This is a genomic window from Peptostreptococcaceae bacterium (assembly GCA_016649995.1).
In the GTDB taxonomy this organism is placed as follows: domain Bacteria; phylum Bacillota; class Clostridia; order Peptostreptococcales; family BM714; genus BM714.
In genome coordinates this window covers 1-21,979 of record JAENWJ010000004.1, presented here as the reverse complement: position 1 = coordinate 21,979, position 21,979 = coordinate 1, and the positions used below count along the sequence as shown (strand labels likewise).

General features: G+C 42.4%; 24 protein-coding genes and 12 tRNA genes. 32 read left to right on the top strand and 4 right to left on the bottom strand.

Going from position 1 to position 21,979, the window contains the following annotated elements; genetic code table 11:
• Nucleotides 1-3 precede the first annotated feature (3 nt).
• The 29 genes from hisD (at nt 4) to JJE29_01450 (ending at nt 16,270) form a co-directional block, all read left to right on the top strand.
• A complete protein-coding gene (gene hisD, locus JJE29_01590; GenBank protein ID MBK5251320.1) occupies nt 4-1,296 on the top strand; it encodes a histidinol dehydrogenase in 1,293 nt (430 codons plus the stop codon).
• A complete protein-coding gene (gene hisC / locus JJE29_01585) occupies nt 1,289-2,344 on the top strand; it encodes a histidinol-phosphate transaminase (GenBank protein MBK5251319.1) in 1,056 nt (351 codons plus the stop codon). Before hisD ends, hisC begins: the two co-directional genes overlap by 8 nt.
• The gene (gene hisB / locus JJE29_01580; GenBank protein ID MBK5251318.1) at nt 2,341-2,925 is read left to right on the top strand and encodes an imidazoleglycerol-phosphate dehydratase HisB; all 585 of its coding nucleotides are present in this window, start codon (nt 2,341-2,343) and stop codon (nt 2,923-2,925) included. The genes hisC and hisB overlap by 4 nt, the downstream gene beginning before the upstream one ends.
• An 11-nt stretch (nt 2,926-2,936) precedes the next feature.
• On the top strand, nt 2,937-3,545 hold the full coding sequence (gene hisH / locus JJE29_01575; GenBank protein ID MBK5251317.1) for an imidazole glycerol phosphate synthase subunit HisH: 609 nt from the start codon (nt 2,937-2,939) through the stop codon (nt 3,543-3,545).
• Nucleotides 3,542-4,261, top strand: coding sequence for a 1-(5-phosphoribosyl)-5-[(5-phosphoribosylamino)methylideneamino]imidazole-4-carboxamide isomerase (gene hisA, locus JJE29_01570; GenBank protein ID MBK5251316.1), 720 nt, complete (start codon nt 3,542-3,544; stop codon nt 4,259-4,261). The genes hisH and hisA overlap by 4 nt, the downstream gene beginning before the upstream one ends.
• Nucleotides 4,255-5,022, top strand: coding sequence for an imidazole glycerol phosphate synthase subunit HisF (hisF, locus tag JJE29_01565; GenBank protein ID MBK5251315.1), 768 nt, complete (start codon nt 4,255-4,257; stop codon nt 5,020-5,022). Before hisA ends, hisF begins: the two co-directional genes overlap by 7 nt.
• Complete coding sequence (locus JJE29_01560) at nt 5,019-5,639, top strand: bifunctional phosphoribosyl-AMP cyclohydrolase/phosphoribosyl-ATP diphosphatase HisIE (protein MBK5251314.1); 621 nt, start codon at nt 5,019-5,021, stop codon at nt 5,637-5,639. Before hisF ends, JJE29_01560 begins: the two co-directional genes overlap by 4 nt.
• Nucleotides 5,636-6,037, top strand: a complete 402-nt coding sequence (gene ndk, locus JJE29_01555) for a nucleoside-diphosphate kinase (protein ID MBK5251313.1) — start codon at nt 5,636-5,638, stop codon at nt 6,035-6,037. The genes JJE29_01560 and ndk overlap by 4 nt, the downstream gene beginning before the upstream one ends.
• Before the next feature lie 84 nt (nt 6,038-6,121).
• On the top strand, nt 6,122-6,631 hold the full coding sequence (locus JJE29_01550) for an ECF transporter S component (protein ID MBK5251312.1): 510 nt from the start codon (nt 6,122-6,124) through the stop codon (nt 6,629-6,631).
• Nucleotides 6,632-7,342: 711 nt separating this feature from the next.
• Nucleotides 7,343-8,719: a sodium-dependent transporter gene (locus tag JJE29_01545; protein ID MBK5251311.1), complete on the top strand. Its 1,377-nt coding sequence runs from the start codon at nt 7,343-7,345 to the stop codon at nt 8,717-8,719.
• 358 nt (nt 8,720-9,077) lie between these two features.
• Nucleotides 9,078-9,251 carry a hypothetical protein gene (locus JJE29_01540; protein MBK5251310.1) on the top strand — a complete coding sequence of 58 codons (174 nt, stop codon included), beginning with the start codon at nt 9,078-9,080 and terminating at the stop codon, nt 9,249-9,251.
• 46 nt (nt 9,252-9,297) lie between these two features.
• Nucleotides 9,298-9,528 (top strand): glutaredoxin family protein, encoded by a 231-nt coding sequence (locus JJE29_01535; protein MBK5251309.1) that lies wholly within the window; start codon nt 9,298-9,300, stop codon nt 9,526-9,528.
• A gap of 264 nt (nt 9,529-9,792) precedes the next feature.
• Complete coding sequence (locus JJE29_01530) at nt 9,793-11,916, top strand: ribonucleoside triphosphate reductase (GenBank protein MBK5251308.1); 2,124 nt, start codon at nt 9,793-9,795, stop codon at nt 11,914-11,916.
• Nucleotides 11,917-12,609 (top strand): anaerobic ribonucleoside-triphosphate reductase activating protein, encoded by a 693-nt coding sequence (locus tag JJE29_01525; protein ID MBK5251307.1) that lies wholly within the window; start codon nt 11,917-11,919, stop codon nt 12,607-12,609.
• A gap of 132 nt (nt 12,610-12,741) precedes the next feature.
• Nucleotides 12,742-12,816 (top strand) — tRNA-Asn (locus tag JJE29_01520).
• Between the two features lie 6 nt (nt 12,817-12,822).
• Nucleotides 12,823-12,897: transfer RNA gene (locus JJE29_01515), tRNA-Glu, on the top strand.
• A 5-nt stretch (nt 12,898-12,902) separates the two neighbouring features.
• A tRNA-Val gene (locus JJE29_01510) sits at nt 12,903-12,978 on the top strand.
• Between the two features lie 20 nt (nt 12,979-12,998).
• Nucleotides 12,999-13,075, top strand: a tRNA-Asp gene (locus JJE29_01505).
• 6 nt (nt 13,076-13,081) lie between these two features.
• Nucleotides 13,082-13,157: transfer RNA gene (locus tag JJE29_01500), tRNA-Thr, on the top strand.
• An 18-nt stretch (nt 13,158-13,175) separates the two neighbouring features.
• Nucleotides 13,176-13,260, top strand: a tRNA-Tyr gene (locus tag JJE29_01495).
• Nucleotides 13,261-13,349: 89 nt separating this feature from the next.
• Nucleotides 13,350-13,425: transfer RNA gene (locus JJE29_01490), tRNA-Gly, on the top strand.
• 12 nt (nt 13,426-13,437) lie between these two features.
• A tRNA-Gly gene (locus tag JJE29_01485) sits at nt 13,438-13,511 on the top strand.
• Between the two features lie 16 nt (nt 13,512-13,527).
• Nucleotides 13,528-13,603, top strand: a tRNA-His gene (locus tag JJE29_01480).
• Nucleotides 13,604-13,625: 22 nt separating this feature from the next.
• Nucleotides 13,626-13,701 (top strand) — tRNA-Lys (locus JJE29_01475).
• Between the two features lie 5 nt (nt 13,702-13,706).
• Nucleotides 13,707-13,780: transfer RNA gene (locus JJE29_01470), tRNA-Cys, on the top strand.
• Nucleotides 13,781-13,799: 19 nt separating this feature from the next.
• Nucleotides 13,800-13,876 (top strand) — tRNA-Arg (locus JJE29_01465).
• Nucleotides 13,877-14,185: 309 nt separating this feature from the next.
• Nucleotides 14,186-14,707, top strand: coding sequence for a ribonuclease (locus tag JJE29_01460; GenBank protein MBK5251306.1), 522 nt, complete (start codon nt 14,186-14,188; stop codon nt 14,705-14,707).
• 11 nt (nt 14,708-14,718) lie between these two features.
• Nucleotides 14,719-15,030, top strand: a complete 312-nt coding sequence (locus JJE29_01455) for a barstar family protein (GenBank protein ID MBK5251305.1) — start codon at nt 14,719-14,721, stop codon at nt 15,028-15,030.
• A gap of 100 nt (nt 15,031-15,130) precedes the next feature.
• Nucleotides 15,131-16,270: an iron-containing alcohol dehydrogenase gene (locus JJE29_01450; protein ID MBK5251304.1), complete on the top strand. Its 1,140-nt coding sequence runs from the start codon at nt 15,131-15,133 to the stop codon at nt 16,268-16,270.
• A 52-nt stretch (nt 16,271-16,322) separates the two neighbouring features.
• Here JJE29_01450 and JJE29_01445 read toward each other — a convergent pair whose 3' ends face one another.
• Genes JJE29_01445 through JJE29_01430 form a run of 4 tightly spaced genes read right to left on the bottom strand, consistent with a single transcriptional unit; the run spans nt 16,323 to nt 19,165 of the window.
• Nucleotides 16,323-17,183, bottom strand: a complete 861-nt coding sequence (locus tag JJE29_01445) for an ATP-binding protein (protein ID MBK5251303.1) — start codon at nt 17,181-17,183, stop codon at nt 16,323-16,325.
• 24 nt (nt 17,184-17,207) lie between these two features.
• Nucleotides 17,208-18,041: an ATP-binding protein gene (locus tag JJE29_01440; protein ID MBK5251302.1), complete on the bottom strand. Its 834-nt coding sequence runs from the start codon at nt 18,039-18,041 to the stop codon at nt 17,208-17,210.
• A gap of 24 nt (nt 18,042-18,065) precedes the next feature.
• Complete coding sequence (locus JJE29_01435; GenBank protein MBK5251301.1) at nt 18,066-18,440, bottom strand: NifB/NifX family molybdenum-iron cluster-binding protein; 375 nt, start codon at nt 18,438-18,440, stop codon at nt 18,066-18,068.
• Between the two features lie 47 nt (nt 18,441-18,487).
• A complete protein-coding gene (locus JJE29_01430; GenBank protein ID MBK5251300.1) occupies nt 18,488-19,165 on the bottom strand; it encodes a DUF134 domain-containing protein in 678 nt (225 codons plus the stop codon).
• A gap of 215 nt (nt 19,166-19,380) precedes the next feature.
• Between JJE29_01430 and JJE29_01425 the strand changes: the two genes are divergently transcribed.
• From JJE29_01425 to JJE29_01415, 3 genes are all read left to right on the top strand, one after another.
• Nucleotides 19,381-19,848 (top strand): response regulator, encoded by a 468-nt coding sequence (locus JJE29_01425; GenBank protein ID MBK5251299.1) that lies wholly within the window; start codon nt 19,381-19,383, stop codon nt 19,846-19,848.
• Nucleotides 19,849-20,082: 234 nt separating this feature from the next.
• Nucleotides 20,083-20,790, top strand: coding sequence for a M48 family metallopeptidase (locus tag JJE29_01420; GenBank protein ID MBK5251298.1), 708 nt, complete (start codon nt 20,083-20,085; stop codon nt 20,788-20,790).
• Nucleotides 20,754-20,948 carry a hypothetical protein gene (locus JJE29_01415; protein ID MBK5251297.1) on the top strand — a complete coding sequence of 65 codons (195 nt, stop codon included), beginning with the start codon at nt 20,754-20,756 and terminating at the stop codon, nt 20,946-20,948. The genes JJE29_01420 and JJE29_01415 overlap by 37 nt, the downstream gene beginning before the upstream one ends.
• Nucleotides 20,949-21,979 lie beyond the last annotated feature (1,031 nt).

Here is a 21,979-nt window from a genome sequence, read left to right as displayed (position 1 = left end):
CGAATGAAAATAATTAAAGTGAGCAAGGATTTTGCGCAGGATAAGGTTAGCGGGCTTCTAAAAAGAGGTGCCGACGATTTTAAGGAAATAGATGAAAAGGTGCGTGAAATAATAAGCGAGGTAAGGGAAAAAGGCGATTCTGCGCTCTATTCATATACAGAAATCTTCGATCGGGTGATTCTATCTTCGATTAGGGTTGGGAAGGAAGAAATTGAAGAGGCGGCAAAAAAAGTCGATCCTGAATTCCTTGAGGTTCTTAAGGAGGCGGCAGAAAACATAAGGGTATATCACGAAAAGCAGAAGGAAGAGACGTGGATGTTTGAAAACGAGGATAAAACCGTTCTCGGGCAGATAATAAGGCCACTATCCAGAGTCGGAATCTACATTCCGGGAGGAAAGGCTGCGTATCCATCCACAGTGCTAATGAATGCTATACCGGCCAAGGTGGCGGGGGTGGAACAGATTGCAATGGTAACTCCTCCGGACTTAAGCGGAGGTGTAAATTTAAGCATACTTGCGGCTGCCTATGTAGCGGGAGTCCATGAAATATATAAGGTTGGAGGGGCTCAGGCTATTGCTGCTCTTGCCTACGGAACAGAAACCATTACTCCGGTTGACAAGATTACCGGACCGGGAAATATCTATGTTGCAAGAGCAAAGCAGGCAGTTTTCGGAACGGTTGCAATAGACATGATGGCTGGACCGAGCGAGATTTTTATAATAGCCGATGAAAAACAGAATCCCGAATGCATAGCTGCAGATCTGCTTTCGCAGGCCGAACACGACGAACTGGCGGGAGTCATTCTTGCAACAACATCGCAAAGACTGGCCGAAGAGGTTGCCGAAGCGGTGGGGCGTCAGGCGGCTCTCCTTGAAAGGAAAGAAATAGCCGAAGCATCCGTAAGGAATAATGGCTTCATATTTGTGACCGAAAATCTTGAGCAGGCATTTGAAATAGCAAACGTTGTGGCGCCGGAGCATCTAGAGCTTTTGCTTGAAAATCCGGATGACTATCTTGAATCGGTTCGGAATGCGGGGGCCATATTTCTGGGGCCGTATTCTCCGGAACCGGTAGGGGACTACTTTGCGGGACCCAACCATACACTGCCGACATCGGGAACTGCCAGGTTTTCTTCAGCGCTTGGGGTGTATGACTTCATAAAAAGAACAAGCTATATAAAATATTCAAAGCAAGCCTTGGAAAAAAACAGGGACAAGATAATAAAATTTGCGCGCAAGGAAGGGCTTACCGCCCATGCCAATTCTATAAAAGTGAGGTTTGATAATAATGATTGAAAGAATGACAAAAGAGTCCATAAAGGGTATGAAAGCATACCTGGTCGACAACAGTAAATACGACATCAAGATAGACGCGAATGAATCCAACACCAACATATTCCAGGAAATCATGCCTGAAATATGGGGAAATGTTATGAAAGAAGATATAAACCGCTATCCCGATAGCGAAGCGTCCGAGCTAAGGAAAGCTATTTCCGGGTTCATAGGCGTTCCGCCCGAGAAGATACTTTGTGGAAACGGTTCAGACGAACTTATTAAGATGATAGTAGACGGTTTCGTAAACCCTGGGGAGGTTGTTCTTTCACATAGTCCGACATTTGGAATGTACGGTGTTTCAACCCGTGTGTCCGGAGGAACATATGCTGAAATCGAAACGGACGAGGTTTTTAACATAGACATAGATGCATTGATAGCAAAAGCGCGAGAGCTCAAGCCAAAGCTTATCTTTCTGTGCAATCCCAATAATCCGACCGGAAACATACTTGAAAAGAGCCAGGTAAGGCGTGTCCTCAGAGAGACCGAATCTATACTTGTTCTCGATGAGGCGTATATAGAGTTTGCAGGAGAGTCCATGGTTGACGAAATAGGCGACTGGGAGAATCTCGTAATAATGAGGACATTGTCAAAGGCATTCGGCTTGGCTGGACTGAGACTCGGATATATCATAGCGGATGGACCTATAATGGAAGTTATGAGGGCAATAAAACCCCCCTACAACCTTAACCGAATATCCCAAAGGCTTGCAACGGAGGTTCTGGTGCACGCGTCTTATATAAACAAGAACATAGAAGCAATGAAGGATGAAAGGGAAAGGATGCTTGGCGAGCTTGCCAAGATAGACGAATTGAAAGTCTTTCCCACAAAAAGCAATTTCATATTGCTTAGGACTGCGGAAGCGGAAAAGCTGGACAAGGCATTCAAGGATGAGTCCATATTGGTTCGAAAGTACTCCGGAGGGCGTCTCGAGAATTGCTTGCGCATAAGCATAGGTTCGCAAAGTGAAAATGAAGCCGTTATGGCTGTCATAAGGGGGGTTTTTAAATGAGAAAAAGCGAGATGGAAAGGGGAACAAAGGAAACCAAGATTTACCTTTCTCTGAACCTGGATGAACAGGAAGAGGCCAGAATCGATACCGGCATAGGGTTTTTCGACCATATGCTTAACCTTTTCGCCAGTCATGGAAGGTTTGGAATAGACCTCTCGGCAGAAGGCGACTATGAGGTGGACAACCACCACGTGATAGAGGATGCAGGCATAGTTCTTGGAAAGGCGTTTAAGGAGGCATTGGGAGACAAAAGAGGGATAAGAAGATATGCGTCAAAGTTTACACCAATGGATGAGTCTCTAAGCAGGGTTTGCATCGACATAAGCGGAAGGGGAATGCTTGTATTCGATTCCTGCTTCACCTGCGAGCGCATAGGTTCCATGGAAACAGAAATGATTGAGGAATTCTTCAGAGCGTTTGCCGTTTCAAGCGGCATAACCCTTCATATTGCCATGATGTACGGAAAGAATAACCACCACATGGCGGAGTCCATGTTCAAAGGATTTGGAAGGGCTTTGAAGGAAGCTGTTTCCATTGATAAGTTGATAGAAGGAATTCCTTCGACAAAAGGCGTTTTATAGGGGGTCGTTTAATGATAGCAATAGTGGATTACGGAATGGGAAACCTCAAAAATGTTCAAACCGCACTTGAAAATATTGGCGTGGAATCAATAATTACTTCGAAAGAGTCGGATATAGATGAAAGCGATGCCGTTCTTTTGCCCGGCGTTGGGGCTTTCAGGGATTCGATAAAATGCTTGAACGAATCGGGGCTTGTTCCGTGCATACGCCGAAATGTTGACAAGGGAAAAATTCTAATCGGCATTTGCCTTGGAATGCAGCTTTTGTTTGACAAGAGTTACGAGGATGGCGAATGGGAAGGCCTTGGATTCCTCAAGGGAGATGTTGTAAGATTTGACATTGACTTTAAGGTTCCCCACATGGGCTGGAACAATATCATCGTGAAAAGGGACGACCCCATTGGCAGAGGTGTAGAGACCGGAGAATTTGTATATTTTGTTCATTCATACTATGCTGTTCCCAAGGACCCGGATGATGTGGTTTTTTCCAGCGAGTATGGAGTGGAATTTCCTGCAATTGTGCGCAGGGGGAATGTTATAGGGGCCCAGTTCCATCCTGAAAAAAGCGGGGAGACAGGGTATAAAATACTGAAAAATCTTAAGGAGATGATAGAGGCATGATGATATTTCCGGCAATAGACATCAAGGAAGGCAAGTGCGTCAGGCTTCTTAGGGGTGAATTCGATCAAAAGACAGTGTATTTCGATGACCCGACCGAGGCTGCCCTTGCATGGAAAGACAAAGGCGCTGAATATATCCACATGGTGGATCTTGACGGAGCACTTCACGGCAAAGGCAAAAACAGGGAAGCGGTAAAAAAGATACTGGAGGCGGTAGATGTTCCTGTGCAATTGGGCGGAGGCATAAGGACCGTTGAAATAGCGGTAGACTGGATAGAGCTTGGAGTATCGAGGGTCATTCTGGGAACGGCTGCGGTAAAGAATCCTGAAATTGTTTCTGAGCTCATTCAAAAGGTTGGCGCAGAAAAAGTCGTCGTATCAATAGACGCCAAAAAAGGAATGGTTTGCACGGAGGGCTGGATGGAGACGAGCGAGATAGATGCTGTCGCATTCGCTAAGGACCTGCAGCAAAAGGGCGTAAAAACAATTGTATATACGGACATAGCCAAGGATGGAACACTAGTGGGTCCTAATTTAGAGGAGCTTGCCAAATTGCAGGAAGCAACCCAAATGGATATAATAGCATCGGGAGGCATAGGAAACATAGACCATGTGAAAAAACTCGCTCAAATGGGTCTCTATGGGGCTATAACAGGCAAAGCTCTCTATGAAGGTACGCTTGCGCTTGAGGAAGCGCTCGAGGTGTCGTCATGCTGACCAAAAGAATAATACCATGCCTTGATGTCAGAAACGGAAGGGTGGTAAAGGGAAAGAAATTCCAAGACGTGCAGGATGTTGAGGATCCCGTTTCATTGGCGAAATTTTACAGAAACGAGATGGCAGACGAGCTGGTCTTTTACGATATAACGGCTTCAAATGAAAAAAGGGATATTTTTTTAAATGTGGTTGAGAAGACCGCAGAGCAGATAAACATACCCTTTACAATTGGAGGCGGGATTCGCAGCGTTGAAGATTTCAACAAGGTTCTCAAGGCGGGAGCAGACAAGGTATCTGTAAATACGGCCGCAGTTTTACGTCCCGAGCTTATAAGGGAAGCGGCACTTAAATTCGGCAACCAGTGTGTTATGCTTTCAATGGATGTTAAATGGCTGAGAGAGGGAAAATGGACAATCTATATAAACGGGGGAAGAGTGGATACCGGGATAGATGCCCTGGAATGGGCTAAAAAGGGAGTCGCATTGGGAGCGGGCGAAATATGCCTGAATGCAATAGATTCCGATGGCGTAAAGGAAGGTTACAGTATTGAATTGACAAGGCTTGTCTCCGAATCTGTTAATGTTCCGGTCATAGCCTCGGGCGGCGCGGGAAAGAAAGAGCACTTTCTTGAAGTATTTGAAAAAGGCAAGGCCGATGCGGCTTTGGCGGCCTCGGTATTCCATTACAAGGAAATAAAAATTGATGAACTAAAAGAATATCTCGAAAATAATGGTGTTCCCATGAGGAGACGATTGAAATGAATATGGATGTGAAATTGAAGTTTGATGAAAAGGGGCTCCTTCCTGCCGTTGTACAGGATAATGCCACGGGGCAGGTTCTAATGGTTGCATACATGAATGAACAGTCTATTGAAAAAACACTCGAAACGGAAACAACGTGGTTCTACAGCCGAAGCAGAAAAAGACTTTGGAACAAGGGCGAGACCTCGGGCAATATACAGAAAGTCGTATCAATCGATTATGACTGCGACGCCGATACCCTTCTCGTAAAAGTGGATCCTGCGGGACCTGCCTGCCATACGGGCAACACTTCATGCTTTTACAGAAGGCTTTACGAGTCTGAAACAACGGAAGTGCAGGAAGATATACTCGACAGGCTTGAAAGAGTCATTAAAGAAAGAAAAGAAGGCGATGATGAGAACTCTTACACACGGTATCTATTCAACAAGGGAATCGACAAGATTTTGAAAAAGGTCGGGGAAGAATCTGCAGAGGTAATAATAGCAGCCAAGAATGAAGGGACCGAAGAGCTTGTATATGAAGCCGCCGATCTAATATATCATTTGATGGTTCTTCTCGAGCAAAAAGAGACGAATATCAACGCTGTAAAAAGAGAACTTGCCGGAAGATTCAAATGATGGAAAAAACATTGGTTGTTATAAAACCCGACGCCTTTTCAAAAGGCAATATTGGAAACATCATCTCGATATATGAATCTGGAGGTCTTTTGATAGAAAAAGCCATAGTGCTAGTTCCATCAGAAGAGATTCTTAGGAGGCACTACAAAGCGCATTCAGAAAGGCCTTTTTTCGATTCGCTAATTGCATTTATGTCGAGTGGCAAGGTCATGGCTCTTGTAATAACGGGAGAATCCGCAGTCGCGCGCGTTAGAGGAATTAACGGAGCCACCGATCCCGCCAATGCTGAGAAAGGCACCATAAGAAATCTATATGGAAGTGATGTAGAGGCTAATGCCGTGCACGGCTCGGAAGATGTGAATGCTGCAAAAGAGGAAATAGGCATCTGGTTTGAATGAAACTGTTGCAAAACAAAAGCAAATTGGTTACAATAAAACCCGCAAAGAAAATATTTTGCGGGTTTTTTAGAAAGGGGTATTCAAATGAAAGAAACAAGACAAATGACAAAGGCGGCTCTTTTCCTGGCTGTTTCAGTGATATTGTCGTCGATTTTCCACATGAGTGGAATAGACGGGAGAATTTTTCTTCCAATGCACATCCCGGTTCTTCTGGCTGGTTTTTTCCTTTCTCCCTTGATGGCGTTTATAGTAGGACTGCTGGCTCCGTTTCTAAACACATTGGTCACCGGAATGCCGGTACTTTTTCCGATAGCTATAATCATGTCAGTTGAATTGGGAATATACGGTCTCGTGACGGCGCTGATTTCAGGAAGCAAAAGGCGCATACCTATTATTGCACTGATTGTGGCGATGGTTGTGGGTCGATTGGCGGCAGGGGGAATGGTATATGTTTTAGTAGTTCTTTTCGGAGTGAAAATAAATCCCTTAATTTATCTTCAGGGAGCTGTTTTGACGGGAATCCCGGGAATAGCGATTCAATTGCTTTTGATACCGTTGCTTTTAAAGTACCTGAAGGGAAACAGAAGCCAATAAAAAATACTTTAAAATATTAAGCTGTGCTTATATAACCTTACCTTAATATTTAATTGAATATTAAGGCAAAGTTATATTTTTTTGAGGATGATTGTCTAAAAATGTCTGAAATGTTTAAATAGTTATACATTAACTGATATTTAAAAAATTAAGTAATAATTAAATTAATCAGTTTTTATGTTCGCAAACCTTGTAAAAAATATTCAGAATAATGTATACAACAACCTCAAAGAGCATGGTTATGCAACGCCCCGCATAACCATGCTCTTTGAGGTTATATATATAACGAGCCGAGATGCTGATTTGAGACCGTGATGAGCCATTGGACTGACGTGAATGGGCTATTGGAATTCAGAAGTGCATTTTTGTATATTGAAAAGCTTGTATTATTATGCTATGTTAAATAGTAAGAAATATAAGCCGCGTGGCGAGTGAAGTGGGAAACACATATAATAATGCGGAGACTCAATATAAATTTATTATGAAAATTTTCTAAAAACATAAAGGTATAGAAGGAATAAACATTACATATAGAGAATAAAGGTAAATACAGATTTGTATCAATATGCTGTAGCAAAAGTGGTAATTTGTCAAGACTAAGCAAAATTGACGGTCTTGACTGAATTATATATCCATTTTTTTCATACTAACATATTTTAAAGGAGGGGTTATTTAGTGGAAACGAAACAACGAGACAATTGGGGATCACGCATGGGATTCCTTATGGCGGCAGCAGGTTCGGCAGTTGGCCTAGGGAATATCTGGAGATTCCCATACATGACCGGAGAAAACGGTGGTGGCGCATTTATCATTATTTATTTATTTTTCGTAATGGTTGTTGGACTAAGCATCATGATTGCAGAATTTGCAGTTGGTAGAAGAACTCAACAATCTGCTGTAGGTGCCTACAAAACCATAGGCAACAGATGGACATTTGCAGGTGTATTGGGAGTTTTGAGTGGATTCTTTATCATGGGATTCTATCCTGTAGTCGGTGGTTGGTCAGTAGCGTACATTTTCAAGTCGTTCTCAGGTCTTTTGGCTGCTCCAGATGCAATAGGCGATGTGTTTGGCGGATTCAAAACAAGCCCGACGCAACCTATCATTTGGTTCCTTGTTTTCCTTGCAATGAATACATTGATCGTAGCCAAAGGAATATCGGGAGGTATTGAAAAAGCGGGTAAAGTACTTATGCCTACACTTTTCGTACTTCTTATGCTTATCGCTATGAGAAGCATGACTCTTCCGGGCGCAGGCGCCGGACTCGAGTTCTTGTTCAAGCCGGACTTCTCCAAAGTTACCAAATATACATACTTAGCTGCATTGGGACAGGCTTTCTTCTCTCTCAGCCTAGGTATGGGTTGTATGATGACCTATGGTAGTTATCTCAACAAGAGTGAAAATCTTCATAGCAACGCACTCATGGTTACACTGATGGATACAGGCGTAGCGCTTCTTGCAGGTCTTGCAATATTTCCTGCTCTCTTCGCATTCGGCATGGAGCCTGAGCAAGGACCTGGACTCGTTTTCGTAGTAGTACCGCAAATATTCGCCGCAATGGGCGGAATAGGAACCTTGTTCTCAGCTTTATTCTTCATAGCATTGACGGTTGCAGCACTTACATCTTCCGTATCTCTCATGGAAGTTGTTGTATCATACATGATTGACTCAAGAGGCATGGAAAGAAAACCTGCCGTTTACCTTACTTCAGGAATCATGGTTGTTACAGGCATACTGTCATCACTATCTCTCGGAGTCATGTCCGGAGTTACATTCCTCGGAGTAGGAGCTTTCGACTTCTTCGATATACTGACAGACAAAATCTTCCTTGCTATTGGCGGAATGTTACTAGCTATCGCCGTTGGATGGTTTATGAAGAAGGAAGACCTCGAGGACGAGCTTACAAATGGTGGAACAATCAAGTTTGCTCTCTTTAATGTTTGGTATTATACCGTTAAATATTTTATTCCAGTTGCAATAGCTTTCGTAGCTGTTAACGGCATAATTGCAATTGCTTCAAAGAGCCTAATGATATTCGGTGTTGGAATCATCGTGGTTCTTGCAATTTTCTCCAAAAAACTAGGATAATAGAAATAACAAAAGGGTCCGGCGTATCAGTCGGATCCTTTTTATTTTGCGCAAAATCGTACAGACAGACAAAAACCGGACAAGGGGACAGGGACCATGTCCGGTTTTTGCTATTGATAAAAAAATCGCGATTATGACTTGACGTTTGCGAAATAATGCTATAATATAAAAATATAATACCCCATGGGGGTAAGAAAAGGTTTAAACTAAAAAGGAGAATGGTATAATGAATATAAGCGTAACGTCTAAGGCTAGGGAAAAGATAGCCGAAATCGTCAATGATAAGAAAATGGAAAGTCCAGTAATCAGAATAACCATGGAAGGGTTTGGATGAGGTGGCCCAAACTTTGGAATTGCTTTGGATAAGCAAAAGGAAAATGACTATACTGAAAGCCATGATGATGTAACGTATGTAGTCGAGAAAGACATACTGGAAATGGGCGGGGAATTCAGCGTTGATTACCAGAATAGTTTTTTCGCCAGAGGTTTTATCGTTAAACCCCTTGGTGGAGGGGCAAGCCGCAGCTGCTAAAGTGTATTAAGTCAAAGGTTAAAAAATTTAGAGGAGGAATAATAATATGAATAAAGAGGTAGTAGTTTTTTCAAGTTCAACTTGCCATTATTGCAAAGTTGCTAAAGAGTATCTTAATGAAAAAGGTGTAGAATTTGTAGAAAAGAATGTTTCCACAGACATGGAAGCAAGAAAAGAACTAATGAAAATGGGCTTCATGGGAGTTCCTGTAATTCAAATCGGAGAAGAAACTATAGAAGGATTCAACAAAGCCGAATTAGATAGGCTTCTTGGATAGTTTGAATAATTGCAGTCAAATTTGCGTAAAATCTCAGGCGGTATGCTGCTGTAGGCCGCTTGAGATTTTTTTTTGTGTTTTTAAGGTTGTGATTTTTTTTACCAAATAAATATATGCAATCAACAAAATATCGTTATTAAATCTTGATTAAGTACCATATGTAGTATAAACTTGTTTTTAGGAATATTATTTTTGTTTGAGAGGAATAGGCTGTAAACAGTACTAAAAGGCCTGAATATTTGCATTTGCGAAAGGGGTATGACCATGTACGAGAAAGTGATAAAAAGAGATAAGCAGGTCGTGGAATTCCGAAAGGATAAAATAACAAATGCCATTTATCAGGGAATGATAAGCGTTTACCTGGATAGGAACGCTAATGAACTTAAAAAATTGTCGGAGGTCATTTCCGACAAAGTTATATATAATATGGAAAAGAAAAGTTACAATCGTGAATATCCGTCGGTTGAAGAAATACAGGACGCAGTCGAAGAAACTCTCATGGAAATGGGGGAGAGAAAAACGGCAAGGGAATATATAAGATACAGAATGACCCATCAGTATATAAGAAGTACTAAGAAATCCCTTATAGATGCCGAAAAAATTGTGGATGAATATGTTTCCGAGGAGAACTGGCGCGTAAAGGAAAACTCGAACATGGGTTTTTCACTTCAGGGGCTAAACAACCACATAATCTCGGAGGTTACAAAGAACTTTTGGCTTGACCGTGTCTATACCAATACTATAAGCAAGGCCCACAGAAAAGGGGACTTTCACATACACGATTTGGGGCTTTTGGCCCCCTATTGCTGTGGATGGAGCTTTGAAGACCTTCTTCTAAAGGGCTTCAAGGGGGCGGAGGGAAAGGTTGAGAGCAAACCGCCAAAGCATTTTAAAACGGCTTTGGGGCAGTTGGTAAACTTTTTTTACACCCTTCAAGGGGAAGCTGCAGGGGCTCAGGCAATTTCATCATTCGATACATATCTGGCCCCTTTCGTAAAATTTGACAATCTGGATTACAAAAAAGTAAAACAGTCTATGCAGGAATTCATCTTCAACCTGAATGTCCCGACAAGGGTGGGCTTTCAAACGCCTTTTGTTAATCTGACAATGGACCTGATATGCCCTAATAATCTAAAGGAAATGCCGATTATAATTGGGGGGAAAAATAATTTTGAATACTCCTACGGAGAATTCCAGGAGCAAATGGACATGATAAACAATGCCTTCTCCGAGGTGATGATGGAGGGCGATGCGAAGGGTAGAATTTTTACATTTCCAATTCCCACATACAATATTTCAAAGGATTTTGATTGGGAATCTCCTGTTTTTGACAGCGTAATAGAAATGACAGCCAAGTACGGTATACCCTATTTTGCGAATTTTGTAAATTCTGACATGGATCCCGAGGATGCAAGGTCAATGTGCTGCAGACTCCGTCTTGACAACCGCGAGCTCAGAAAAAGAGGGGGAGGCCTTTTCGGGGCAAATCCTCTTACGGGAAGCATAGGGGTGGTTACTGTCAATATGCCAAGGCTGGGCTATGTTTCCAAAGATAAGGCCGATTTTTTCGAGAGGCTGCGCCGTATCATGGACATTGCCAAATCATCTCTTGAAACAAAAAGAAAGATGATAGAAAAAAGTACCGTAAATGGGTTGTATCCATATAGCAAATTCTATCTTTCCGAAGTGCAAAGTGGAATGGGGGATTACTGGAAAAATCATTTCTCTACCATCGGCATCAATGGAATGAACGAGTGCATAGAGAACTTCTTTGGAAATGAGGAAAACATAACAACCGAAAAGGGACTGAAATTCGCGGTGGAAGCCCTGGAGTACATGAGAGAAGCCATGAGAGAATACCAAGAGGAAACAGGCAACCTTTACAACCTGGAAGCTACCCCTGCAGAGGGAACGGCATACCGGCTGGCAAAACTGGACAAGGAGATGTATCCCGGCATAATCGCTGCCGGAAGCGAGGTCCCATACTACACAAACAGCTCACAGTTGCCTGTTGGACATACCGAGGATTTATTTGAAGCGCTTGACCTTCAGGAACCATTGCAGACGCTTTACACTGGAGGAACGGTATTCCACGGCTTCCTCGGGGAGAGCATAGAGGACATGGAAACATGTAAGCTGCTATTACGCAGGGTAATGGAAAATTACGAGATACCGTATTTTACAATTTCTCCTACCTTTTCCGTTTGTGGTGTGCATGGATACCTGAGAGGCGAGCAACCCACCTGTCCGAAATGCGGCGCGGAAACAGAAATATGGACAAGGGTTGTAGGGTTCCACAGGCCGGTTAAGAGTTGGAACAAGGGCAAAAGGGAAGAATACAAAGAAAGAAAGGTCTTCAGCATGCAAAAGGCCTCAGGAGCGTTTTAAATGCAGTTTAGAGGCTGGCAAAGGGTGTCGCTGATGGATTACCCCGGAAAGATAGCAACAACGGCCTTTGTAGGAGGCTGCAATTTCAGATGCCCATATTGCCACAATTGGGAATTGGTTGAAAACGGTTCGAATCTTGAAGCGATTTCGTCCGATGAGGTGCTTGCTTTTCTCAAGAAACGGTCGGCAATGGTTGACGGCATATGCATAAGCGGCGGTGAGCCGACCATACACAAAGAACTTCCGGAGTTTGCGCGGAGAGTCAAAGGAATGGGAAAACTAGTAAAGCTTGACACCAACGGAGCAAACCCCGATATGATTAGGGAACTGCTTGACGGCAAATGGCTTGACTTCGTAGCAATGGATGTTAAGTGCACAATGGAAAGATATTGCGCCTTGACGAAGTGCAGCGCAGATGAATTGCCCAAGCTGAAGGAATCGATTGAAATGATAAAAAAATCAGGTATAGACTACGAGTTTAGAACGACTATTACCAGAGAGTATAACCCCTCCTCTGACAAGGAAGCCTTGGCGCATCTCGTTTCGGGAGCTAAGAGCTACGCACTTCAGAAATTCCGCATTCCCGAGGGCCATTTCGATGAGAACTTGAGTCCTCTAAGCAAAATCGAAGCCGAAGAAATCATGGAAGCCGTAAGGCCCCATGTTGGAGAAATAAATTTGAGGGGTTATTGATATTAAAAATCGGCATTTGTGGTATAAGAGGACATTATCATTTGTGAATCATAAATTGATATTAAAAATCGCCATTTGTGTTGACAATTTACCGTGAATTTGGTATTATGATGCAGTCGCTAAAAACTATGTTCCAAAGTAGCTCAACGGTGGAGCACCCGGCTGTTAACCGGTAGGCTGTGAGTTCGAATCTCACCTTTGGAGCCATTATTTGGCCCCTTGGTCAAGCGGTCAAGACACCGCCCTTTCACGGCGGTAACAGGGGTTCGATTCCCCTAGGGGTCACCAAAAGTGGGCGCATAGCTCAGCTGGGAGAGCACCTGCCTTACAAGCAGGGGGTCACAGGTTCGAGCCCTGTTGTGCCCACCACATGTTTTATTTACAAACGCGGCCTGGTAGTTCAGTTGGTTAGAACGCCGGCCTGTCACGCCGGAGGTCGAGAGTTCGAGTCTCTTCCAGGTCGCCATAATTTGCCAGCGTAGCTCAATTGGTAGAGCAACTGACTTGTAATCAGTAGGTTGGGGGTTCAAGTCCTCTCGCTGGCTCCATTGCAAATCTTATAACACGGAGGGATGCCCGAGTGGCCAAAGGGAACGGACTGTAAATCCGTCGGCGCAGCCTACGAAGGTTCAAATCCTTCTCCCTCCACCAAAAATAATTATAATGAGCGTTGGTTATTGCACTGGTTTTTTACTGTTTTTATAGCCTGTTGCAAACGGCCTACTGCAAGCTGTACTTATGCGAAAGTGGCTCAGCTGGTAGAGCATCGCCTTCCCAAGGCGAGGGTCGCGGGTTCGAATCCCGTCTTTCGCTCCAAGGATATAATCCGCGGGTGTAGCTCAGTGGTAGAGCCCCGGCCTTCCAAGCCGGTTGCGAGGGTTCGATCCCCTTCACCCGCTCCAACCAAACAATTACATGGCGGCTGTAGTCAAGTGGTTAAGACACAGGAATGTGGCTCCTGCACGCGTGGGTTCGATTCCCATCAGCCGCCCCAAACATACTTTAATATACTTCATGGTCCATTAGCTCAGTTGGCAGAGCATCTGACTTTTAATCAGGGTGTCCCGCGTTCGAGTCGCGGATGGATCACCAAATGAGGCGACATAGCCAAGCGGTAAGGCAGAGGTCTGCAAAATCTCCACCACCGGTTCGATTCCGGTTGTCGCCTCCATTTTTTATTTTTGATATGTGCGTCCATAGCTCAGTTGGATAGAGTGTTCGGCTACGAACCGAAAGGTCGGGGGTTCGAATCCCTCTGGGCGCACCAATTTAGAAATCCCCAAACCTAGTTATGACAACTGTTTGGGGACTTTTTCGTTTTTGGGCGAAGCCTGGGTAAAAGAGATTAGTCATGGATTGGTTACAAAAGTTAAAACGAGGGAGAAAAGCGGAAGAAGTCGTTTGTTTCAAGCGAGAGTGATTTTTGTATGCCATTTAGTATGAAATAATTTGTATTTGATTTCAACAAGATGGATATTGGGTATATGGATAATGACGCATCTATTAAAGAAAGGTCGTTGCGCATTCCAAGGCCGAGGGGGACTAATCGATGTTTAAAATCAAAAAATGTGACAAGATGCTAGGCTTCTTGTGCATCGTTCTTGTATTTGCATTGTTGGTGGGATGCCAATCGTATGACGCAAGTCTTGCGCCTGAAAACTCCGGGACAAATGTGGAAGTTTCTGAAGGGGAACCCGACAGGGACCGGATTCAAGGAGGCAAGATGGAAGGCGAGCCGGGAATGGGAAATACCCGGGTGGAAGAGGACGGAATCTATTCAAGCAAGGATGAAGTGGCGGAATATATCAATGAATTTTCTGTTTTGCCTCCGAATTACATAATAAGGAACGATGCGCAAAAGCTTGGTTGGGTCAGTTCTGAAGGGAACCTTTGGGAAGTGACCGACCAAAAGTCCATTGGAGGAGATTATTTCGGAAACCGCGAGGGTCTTTTGCCGGATGCGAACGGCCGCAAGTATTACGAGTGCGACATTAATTATAATGGCGGGTATCGCGGAGCGGAACGGATAGTTTATTCCAATGACGGGTTGGTATTTTACACAGGCGATCATTATGAAACCTTTGAACAGCTATACTAGGAGGCGGAAAAATGGAAGAGATTCGACTTGACGGAGCGGAAATGACGGATAGGGCCGCGGTCCATGCATATTTGAAAATTAAACTGGATTTGCCTGATTACTACGGCAACAATTTGGATGCCTTGTGGGACTGCCTTTCAACAGATTTTTTCCCCAAAAGAATCATCATTAGCAATGCAGATGCCATGGTCGATAACCTTGGGGGATACGGAGAGGCAATAATCAATGTGTTCAGGGAAGCCTATGAAGAGAATGAACATATATATTTGATTATTGAGGGACATGAGCTGAAGCATTTAGAGGAATTCATGGAAGAGGATTGACCCAAATTAATAGTGGATGTGTATGGGTTATTTAAATCCGACATATTTTGATATAATGATGGAAGAATCGAATATAATAATGAATTGATTGGAGGATTTTATGAATTTTGATTTTGTGTTGCCTTCGAAGATAAGATACGGAAAAGGCGTTGTAAAGGAATTGGACGTAGAACTTAACAAACTGTCTGCTAAAAAAATAATGGTTGTTTGCGACAAGGGAATAATAAAGGCGGGAATTCTTGATAAAGTTTTAGGTTTTTTAGGTGACGACAAGGAAATCGTGGTATTCGATGAGGTAGAGGCGAACCCGAAGGACTATAATGTGCACAGTGGCGCCGATTTGGCCAGAATAGAGAATGTGGATGCTCTTGTGGCAGTTGGTGGAGGAAGCCCGATTGATGCCGCGAAAGGAATAGCTGTTCTTGCAAGGCAGGGCGGAGACATAAGGGATTATGTGAAAAAAGTAATTGGAGAGAACTGTCTGCCTCTTATTACTGTCCCAACTACTGCGGGAACAGGAAGCGAAGTAACCTTTTCATCAGTAATAACCGATACTAAAGAGAACTTCAAATTTACAATAAAGAGTCCGGCAATAGCCGCAAAAGTGGCACTGGTAGATCCTGAGCTTACGTACACTCTTCCCAAACTTGTAACAGCATCAACGGGGATAGATGCGCTTACGCACGCAATTGAGGGATACACAGCCACATGTACTGAGCCAATAGCCGAGGCTTTGGGACTTTATGCGGCAGAACATATTGCAAAGTATATAGTAAGGGCCGTCAAAGACGGCTCGGATGAAGAGGCAAGGGACGGAATGATGCTTGGGAGCTTATTGGCCGGGCTATCGTTCAGTCATTCAGATGTGGCATCTGTGCACTGTATGGCAGAGGCACTTGGAAGCATATACGATAAGCCGCACGGACTTTGCAACTCAATAATCCTTCCGCACATCATGACCGAGAATCTTCCTTTCATTTTGCAAAAGTATGCGAGGGTGGCGAGGGCTATGGGGATAGAGGATAAGGACGATGAAAGTGCAGCAAAAGAGGGAATAAAACTTATCATGAATATTTCTGCTGAAATAGGATTGCCGGACTTCAAATCCCTTGGAACAGACCCGGCTAAATTTAGACTACTTGCGGAATTGTCCGAGAAAAACGGTTCCAACGACAGCAATCCCAAAAAGATGAATGTAGACGACTACGAGAAGCTGTTCTATAAGATGCACAAAATGTAGTATATGTATATAAAAATAGCAGGTTCCTTTTGAGAGAACCTGCTATTTTGCTTTAGGCTTTTATCTTTTCCACGAATTCATCAAATCCTATGCTATCGAAGAAGTCCTTGTTTTCGATAGACGGTATTTTTTTTCGGGTTATAGTTTTGACTATTTCTTTGTTGAACGGTATTCTGAGAGCTATCTCCAGGTTTTCATTTTTGCAATAATTTTCAATGACATCAAGCCCATCCTTAGACAAATTGCATTTGTTTATTACAACCATGATTTCAAGGTTGAAGTTTTGGACCAGCCTGTGAACTTTTTCAAGGTCATGAAGCCCCGAAAAGGTAGGTTCTATGACTATGACGGCTTTTTTTACGCCCGTTATGGATGCTATTACATTGCATGCGATACCGGGTGAGCCATCAATGATTATTGTGCTTCTACCAGACTTTTCTGCTAGCGCTTTTGCCTCTTTTCTTACTTCTGACACAAGCTTTCCGGAGGTTTCTTCACCCGGTATGAGCCGGGCATGAACCATTGGCCCGTATGGGGTTTCAGAATCGAATACATGACCGACTACGGAATCCTTCATCTCGATAGCATTTACAGGGCAAACGTATTCGCATAGGCTGCAACCTTCACATTTGCTCCAATTAACCTTTATGTCTTCGCTTATTGCGTTGAACTTGCATTTTTGATGGCATAGTCCGCATTTTATGCAGATGTCATCGTTAATGACGGCTCTCTTTAAGCCTACGAAATCCTTTGAATTTTGGATTTTTTCACCGAACAATATGTTAAGGTCCGGAGCGTCTACATCGCAGTCCGCTATAACCGGATTATCAAGAAAAGGCACTAAAGAAGCGACGAGGGTGGTTTTTCCTGTGCCTCCCTTTCCTGATATGACAACGATTTCATTAATATCCATGGCATATGACCTTTCGTTAATAATCTATTTTATATCCATTATTTTGCTAATGATGTTCTTGAAATAAAGATTATATTTTTTGTCCCCGGAGCACATCATTTCTCCGACAGCGTACATTTTTGCGATTTCTTCGCTGAATGGAATGTTTTCAAGCACCTCGATATTCTTTCCGGAACAATACTCATAGATTTCGTCATTGCCCAGACCCGCCTTGTTGACGACTACACCGAATGGTATTTTCATGTTTTCAAGCATTTCAACAACCATTTTCATGTCGCTTACACCGAATGGGGTGGGTTCTGAAACTATAACAGCATAGTTTGCTCCTTCGACAGCCTCAACTGCTGCGCAGGAAGTGCCTGGGGGAGAATCGATTATAACAATCTCTTTATCCTTGACGATTTCCCTGAGTTCTGAAATTATCTTTACGCCGGAAACCTCGCCGACATTCAGATCACCATATAAGAAACGAATATCGGCGATTCCGTTTCCGGAAAATATTTTGCCGATTTCCCGTTCCTTGTATGAGATTGCGTTTTTCTTGCATATAATCTCGCAACCCCCGCAGTCATGGCAGATTTCCTTGAATACGAGCACCTTGTTCTTTGCGGGTAGTATGGCATTGTATTTGCAAAATCTGCCGCAATCTCCGCAAAGATCGCATCTTTCCATGTCGACCACAGGGTATTTCTTGAATACGCTTTTTTCATTAGTGACAACAGGTTTGATAAATATATGGCTGTTGGGTTCTTCTACATCGGCATCAACTAGAATGGCATTTTTGTAGTTCAAGGCCATATTGGTCGCTACCGTGGTTTTGCCTGTTCCGCCTTTTCCGCTAAGTATAGCTATTTTCATGGTTTTTTCTCCAAACTATTTGACTTAAGCTTTTCTTAGCCCGTGGTGTGATGCAGTGGAATTGGTTATAAATTGTTTTAGTTTTCCGCTTTCGTAATTGTCCAGAGCTTCCTTGACTGTTTTGCTATTTCCGTAAGAATATGCCTTTATTTCAAATGCCTTTATAGCATCCATGGCTTTGGGTCCGAGTTCAGGTGCAAGTACTACTTCGACACCGTGTTCGTTAAGAATCCTTACAGCGCTTCCGCCTGCTCCGCTGGCTTCGTTTTTTGCGGAATTATCGGTTGTTGTTACTTCTTTCGTTTCCGTGTTGTACATAACATAGCATTCAGCTCTACCAAATCTATCGGCTACTGGGCTGTCCAATCTTTGTTCTTTAGCACAAATTCCTATTATCATAATCTGTATCTCCTTTATCAAATTATTTTATCGTTAATATTAGCAATTTAATCATTGTGGTCATGTTGGCAAGCAGAGCCGGTAGAGTAGAGATCTCCACCAAGATATTCGTTCAAATTGGTTTCTATGCTTCCTCTAGCTCCGAGAATAACTTCAATATTTGCTTCCTTAAATAGATTTATTGCCATTTGGCCCATTCCGCCGGTAATGATTGCATTCGCGTTGAGTTCTCCTAGGAATTTGGGAAGAAGTCCTGGTTGGTGGGCAGGTGCTGTGACATACTCAGTATCCATTAACTCCTTATCATTTACTGTGAAGATAGCAAAAAATTTGCAATGCCCGAAATGCTCTTCTACAGTTATCTTGTCATTTGTTGGGAATGCAATTCTTACTGTGTTTTTTAAATCGATAGTCATGTTGTTTTCTCCTTTAAATTTAATATTTTCGTTGTTGTTTTTGACAATTATAGCCTTTGAGTGAAAGAATCCGTCAATGATTTTTTTTCGCCCGGACAGAAGCAACCTTTGTACAGTTCCACGTGAGAGTCCCATTTGTTCACTTGCTTCAATTTGGCTTTTGCCGTCGTAGTCGCATAGTCTTATTGCTTCAAATTCATCAAGCTCTATGCTTACTTTTTCCAAGGAATCTAGTGGCATTCCGTAGGGAATGTATATTTTCTGGTCGCTTAGTCGTCTACAAAATCTGTCTTTTTTACCTCTTGACATTTCAACCTCCTCTCGTTGTGTGCATATGCACATATAAATAATACAATGATATTCTGACTTTGTCAAATATTTTTTTGGGGGGGTAGTGAATTAATGCTTATCATAGTGTTTCGAGAACGATTGTAATCATGGATTGGGTTAGTCGATATGATATAATAATAAAAATATACATTATTTGATTGGGTTTCTTAATGGATGCATTACGGAGGCATGCAATGGATAAAAAACACATATTGATTGTGGATGACGATAAAAATATAAGCGAATTATTAAATATATATTTGATTGATGCTGGATTCGAGACATTTCAGAGTTATGATGGAAGTTCTGCGCTAAACTTTATTAAGAACAACAAAGTCGATTTGGTGCTTCTGGATATAATGCTTCCGGTTATAGATGGGTGGGAGGTTTGCAAGTTAATAAGACGTACCAATTCAGTTCCCATTATAATGATGACTGCTAGAGATATGCTCGAGGATAAAATTCAAGGTTTCGAACTTGGAGCTGATGACTATGTTGTGAAACCGTTTCAACCCAAGGAGGTAGTTGCGCGGGTAAAGGCAAGACTGAGAAGTGGCAGTGAGGTTGACGCAAGCGAGTCGCTCGAAAATTGTGCAAAGGTTCAGACCTTATTGTGCAAAGGTTCAGACCTTAAGGATACGGGAAATGGAGAGGATTCTTGAAGTACTTGAAGAAATCGGTGAAACTGAAGTTAATTAAGATTAGATTTCATATGTTCGGAGAGATAGAATCAATACTAAACTATAAAATATCAAGGCATAGAAATATGTGTCTTGCTATTTTTGTTGTTGGGGGGCGGGCGCGGGCGCGTGCTATACTTGTAGAGAATGCAGGTTTAAAATAGTTGACGACTCGAAAATTGTTTATAGATGCTATCTGACAGAAGGCGGGGAAACATGAGATTCGAATACGGAACGGAAACAATAGAATTCACAGTCGAATACAGGAAAAGGAAGAGCTTAAGAATCAGTGTTGAGCCGCCGGATTCCGTTTTTGTCGTTGCGCCTGTCGGAATAAAGGACGACGAAATCCTAAAGATAGTAAAGTCCAAGGCGAAATGGATTGAAAAGAAGCTCAGTGAGATTAAAGAATCAAGATTTGAAAAGAGAGATAGAAAATATGCAAGCGGTGAAATCTTCATGTATCTAGGCCATGAGTACCGCCTTAAGGTGCAAATGGACGTATCAGCAAAGAAACCATCTGTCGAGTTTGAGGGCGGGTATTTTCATATGATAACGGGTACGGAAGATATAGCGGTATTGGGAAAGGCAATGGAGGATTGGTACAGGGAAAAGTCTCTTGATATTGTAACCGAGAGGGTGAGGCATTATCAGAGACACTTTGTTCAAAGACCCATTGAGATAAAGGCTAAAAAACAGAGGAAAAGGTGGGGCAGTTGCTCAAATGCCCATAGGCTTAATTTTAATCTGAGATGCGCCATGGCTCCTATGGATGTTATAGATTACATAGTAGTTCACGAGATGTGTCATATGGTGCAATTCAACCATTCAAAGGAGTTTTGGGGCGTGGTTGAAAAGATAATGCCCGACTACAAGGATCGAAGGGAATGGCTAAGAAAGAATGGAATAAGAATGATTTTGTAAGGGGGCTTTTGGGGACAATTAACACGTTGAAAATTCTTGCTTTTGGCAGGGTTTTTGTTTTGCTGATAATGTACGATTTTGATTTTTTGAGCACATTTGAGCACATAATAGCAAGTAAAATATCTATGGCTTATAGCGAAAACCTGCATTTTAAATAAAAGAAAGAAGCCACACGAATATCATAAGCACTGTATTTCAATTCCTATTGGCTGTGTGGCTTTAGGTATTCTATGTTTTAAGGATTCTATCGGTGTTTATGTTCGTAAAACTAAAGTAGTTGCAAGATATAGGAATATTGTAATAAGAAGTGCTTTTGTCTAAACAAACTTGATATAAAGACCCTACTTTTGCAGGGCCTTATCAGTTACTGGATTATGACGTTTTGACTTTCGGCAACAAGTGGAAACAAAATATTCTCGCTATCTAAAGAGACGAGATGGAAGATCCTGACTTGATTTAAACTACGGATTTTATGTCTATTAAAGATAAAAGTTATCGAACATTTTTTCCATTTCTTAGGCTTCTACGCCGATATAGCGGACCGTTATCTACTGTGATGAATGGTTGAAGAGTTTCTTTAGAAAGACAATAACTTTGGTCTGATAGTAAGATCCGAAAGTTTTTCGCATGGTATTCGTCGAGATGGCTTTGTTTAATGCGTTTTCACCAGCTTTTCGGAGAATGCAATAGGCAGCTGTATATGCGAGTGGTTTGGGAAAACTGCCACGATTATTTAGGAAAAGGTATTTTTTACGGGGCTTATTTCGTATGTAGAATGTGATATCTTCACGGAAAGAAGCATTAATATAGTGTCTGCTGATTAACCTTCAAAACATTGATTTAACTGACTTTTAGGTGAATATTTGATATAATGATGCAAGGGTATTTAGCAATTAGAAGCATTTTCCTTGCACTTATCTATAATATTTACTCAAAAGGGGCACGAAATCATGTATAAAGCCACTGATCACTCACAACCTACTTTTATTAATTTCAAGCAGCCAATAGGGCTTAAAATGAATCCTCAAAACCGGTGGGTAAAACTAGCGGAATTGGTTCCGTGGGAACAATTTGAGAAAAGATATGCCTTATTATTTCCCAGTAATATAGGGAATGTAGCCAAGCCTTTGCGGATGGCTCTAGGCTCATTAATCATACAAACAAAGTATGGGTTTTCTGATAAAGAACT

Excerpts from the sequence above, each read along its gene's own strand:
- hisD (MBK5251320.1), top strand. The coding sequence starts at position 4 with ATGAAAATAATTAAAGTGAGCAAGGATTTTGCGCAGGATAAGGTTAGC.
- hisC (MBK5251319.1), top strand. The coding sequence starts at position 1,289 with ATGATTGAAAGAATGACAAAAGAGTCCATAAAGGGTATGAAAGCATAC.
- hisB (MBK5251318.1), top strand. The coding sequence starts at position 2,341 with ATGAGAAAAAGCGAGATGGAAAGGGGAACAAAGGAAACCAAGATTTAC.
- hisH (MBK5251317.1), top strand. The coding sequence starts at position 2,937 with ATGATAGCAATAGTGGATTACGGAATGGGAAACCTCAAAAATGTTCAA.
- hisA (MBK5251316.1), top strand. The coding sequence starts at position 3,542 with ATGATGATATTTCCGGCAATAGACATCAAGGAAGGCAAGTGCGTCAGG.
- hisF (MBK5251315.1), top strand. The coding sequence starts at position 4,255 with ATGCTGACCAAAAGAATAATACCATGCCTTGATGTCAGAAACGGAAGG.
- JJE29_01560 (MBK5251314.1), top strand. The coding sequence starts at position 5,019 with ATGAATATGGATGTGAAATTGAAGTTTGATGAAAAGGGGCTCCTTCCT.
- ndk (MBK5251313.1), top strand. The coding sequence starts at position 5,636 with ATGATGGAAAAAACATTGGTTGTTATAAAACCCGACGCCTTTTCAAAA.
- JJE29_01550 (MBK5251312.1), top strand. The coding sequence starts at position 6,122 with ATGAAAGAAACAAGACAAATGACAAAGGCGGCTCTTTTCCTGGCTGTT.
- JJE29_01545 (MBK5251311.1), top strand. The coding sequence starts at position 7,343 with ATGGGATTCCTTATGGCGGCAGCAGGTTCGGCAGTTGGCCTAGGGAAT.
- JJE29_01535 (MBK5251309.1), top strand. The coding sequence starts at position 9,298 with ATGAATAAAGAGGTAGTAGTTTTTTCAAGTTCAACTTGCCATTATTGC.
- JJE29_01530 (MBK5251308.1), top strand. The coding sequence starts at position 9,793 with ATGTACGAGAAAGTGATAAAAAGAGATAAGCAGGTCGTGGAATTCCGA.
- JJE29_01525 (MBK5251307.1), top strand. The coding sequence starts at position 11,917 with ATGCAGTTTAGAGGCTGGCAAAGGGTGTCGCTGATGGATTACCCCGGA.
- JJE29_01460 (MBK5251306.1), top strand. The coding sequence starts at position 14,186 with ATGCTAGGCTTCTTGTGCATCGTTCTTGTATTTGCATTGTTGGTGGGA.
- JJE29_01455 (MBK5251305.1), top strand. The coding sequence starts at position 14,719 with ATGGAAGAGATTCGACTTGACGGAGCGGAAATGACGGATAGGGCCGCG.
- JJE29_01450 (MBK5251304.1), top strand. The coding sequence starts at position 15,131 with ATGAATTTTGATTTTGTGTTGCCTTCGAAGATAAGATACGGAAAAGGC.
- JJE29_01445 (MBK5251303.1), bottom strand. The coding sequence starts at position 17,183 with ATGGATATTAATGAAATCGTTGTCATATCAGGAAAGGGAGGCACAGGA.
- JJE29_01440 (MBK5251302.1), bottom strand. The coding sequence starts at position 18,041 with ATGAAAATAGCTATACTTAGCGGAAAAGGCGGAACAGGCAAAACCACG.
- JJE29_01435 (MBK5251301.1), bottom strand. The coding sequence starts at position 18,440 with ATGATAATAGGAATTTGTGCTAAAGAACAAAGATTGGACAGCCCAGTA.
- JJE29_01430 (MBK5251300.1), bottom strand. The coding sequence starts at position 19,165 with ATGTCAAGAGGTAAAAAAGACAGATTTTGTAGACGACTAAGCGACCAG.
- JJE29_01425 (MBK5251299.1), top strand. The coding sequence starts at position 19,381 with ATGGATAAAAAACACATATTGATTGTGGATGACGATAAAAATATAAGC.
- JJE29_01420 (MBK5251298.1), top strand. The coding sequence starts at position 20,083 with ATGAGATTCGAATACGGAACGGAAACAATAGAATTCACAGTCGAATAC.
- JJE29_01415 (MBK5251297.1), top strand. The coding sequence starts at position 20,754 with ATGGCTAAGAAAGAATGGAATAAGAATGATTTTGTAAGGGGGCTTTTG.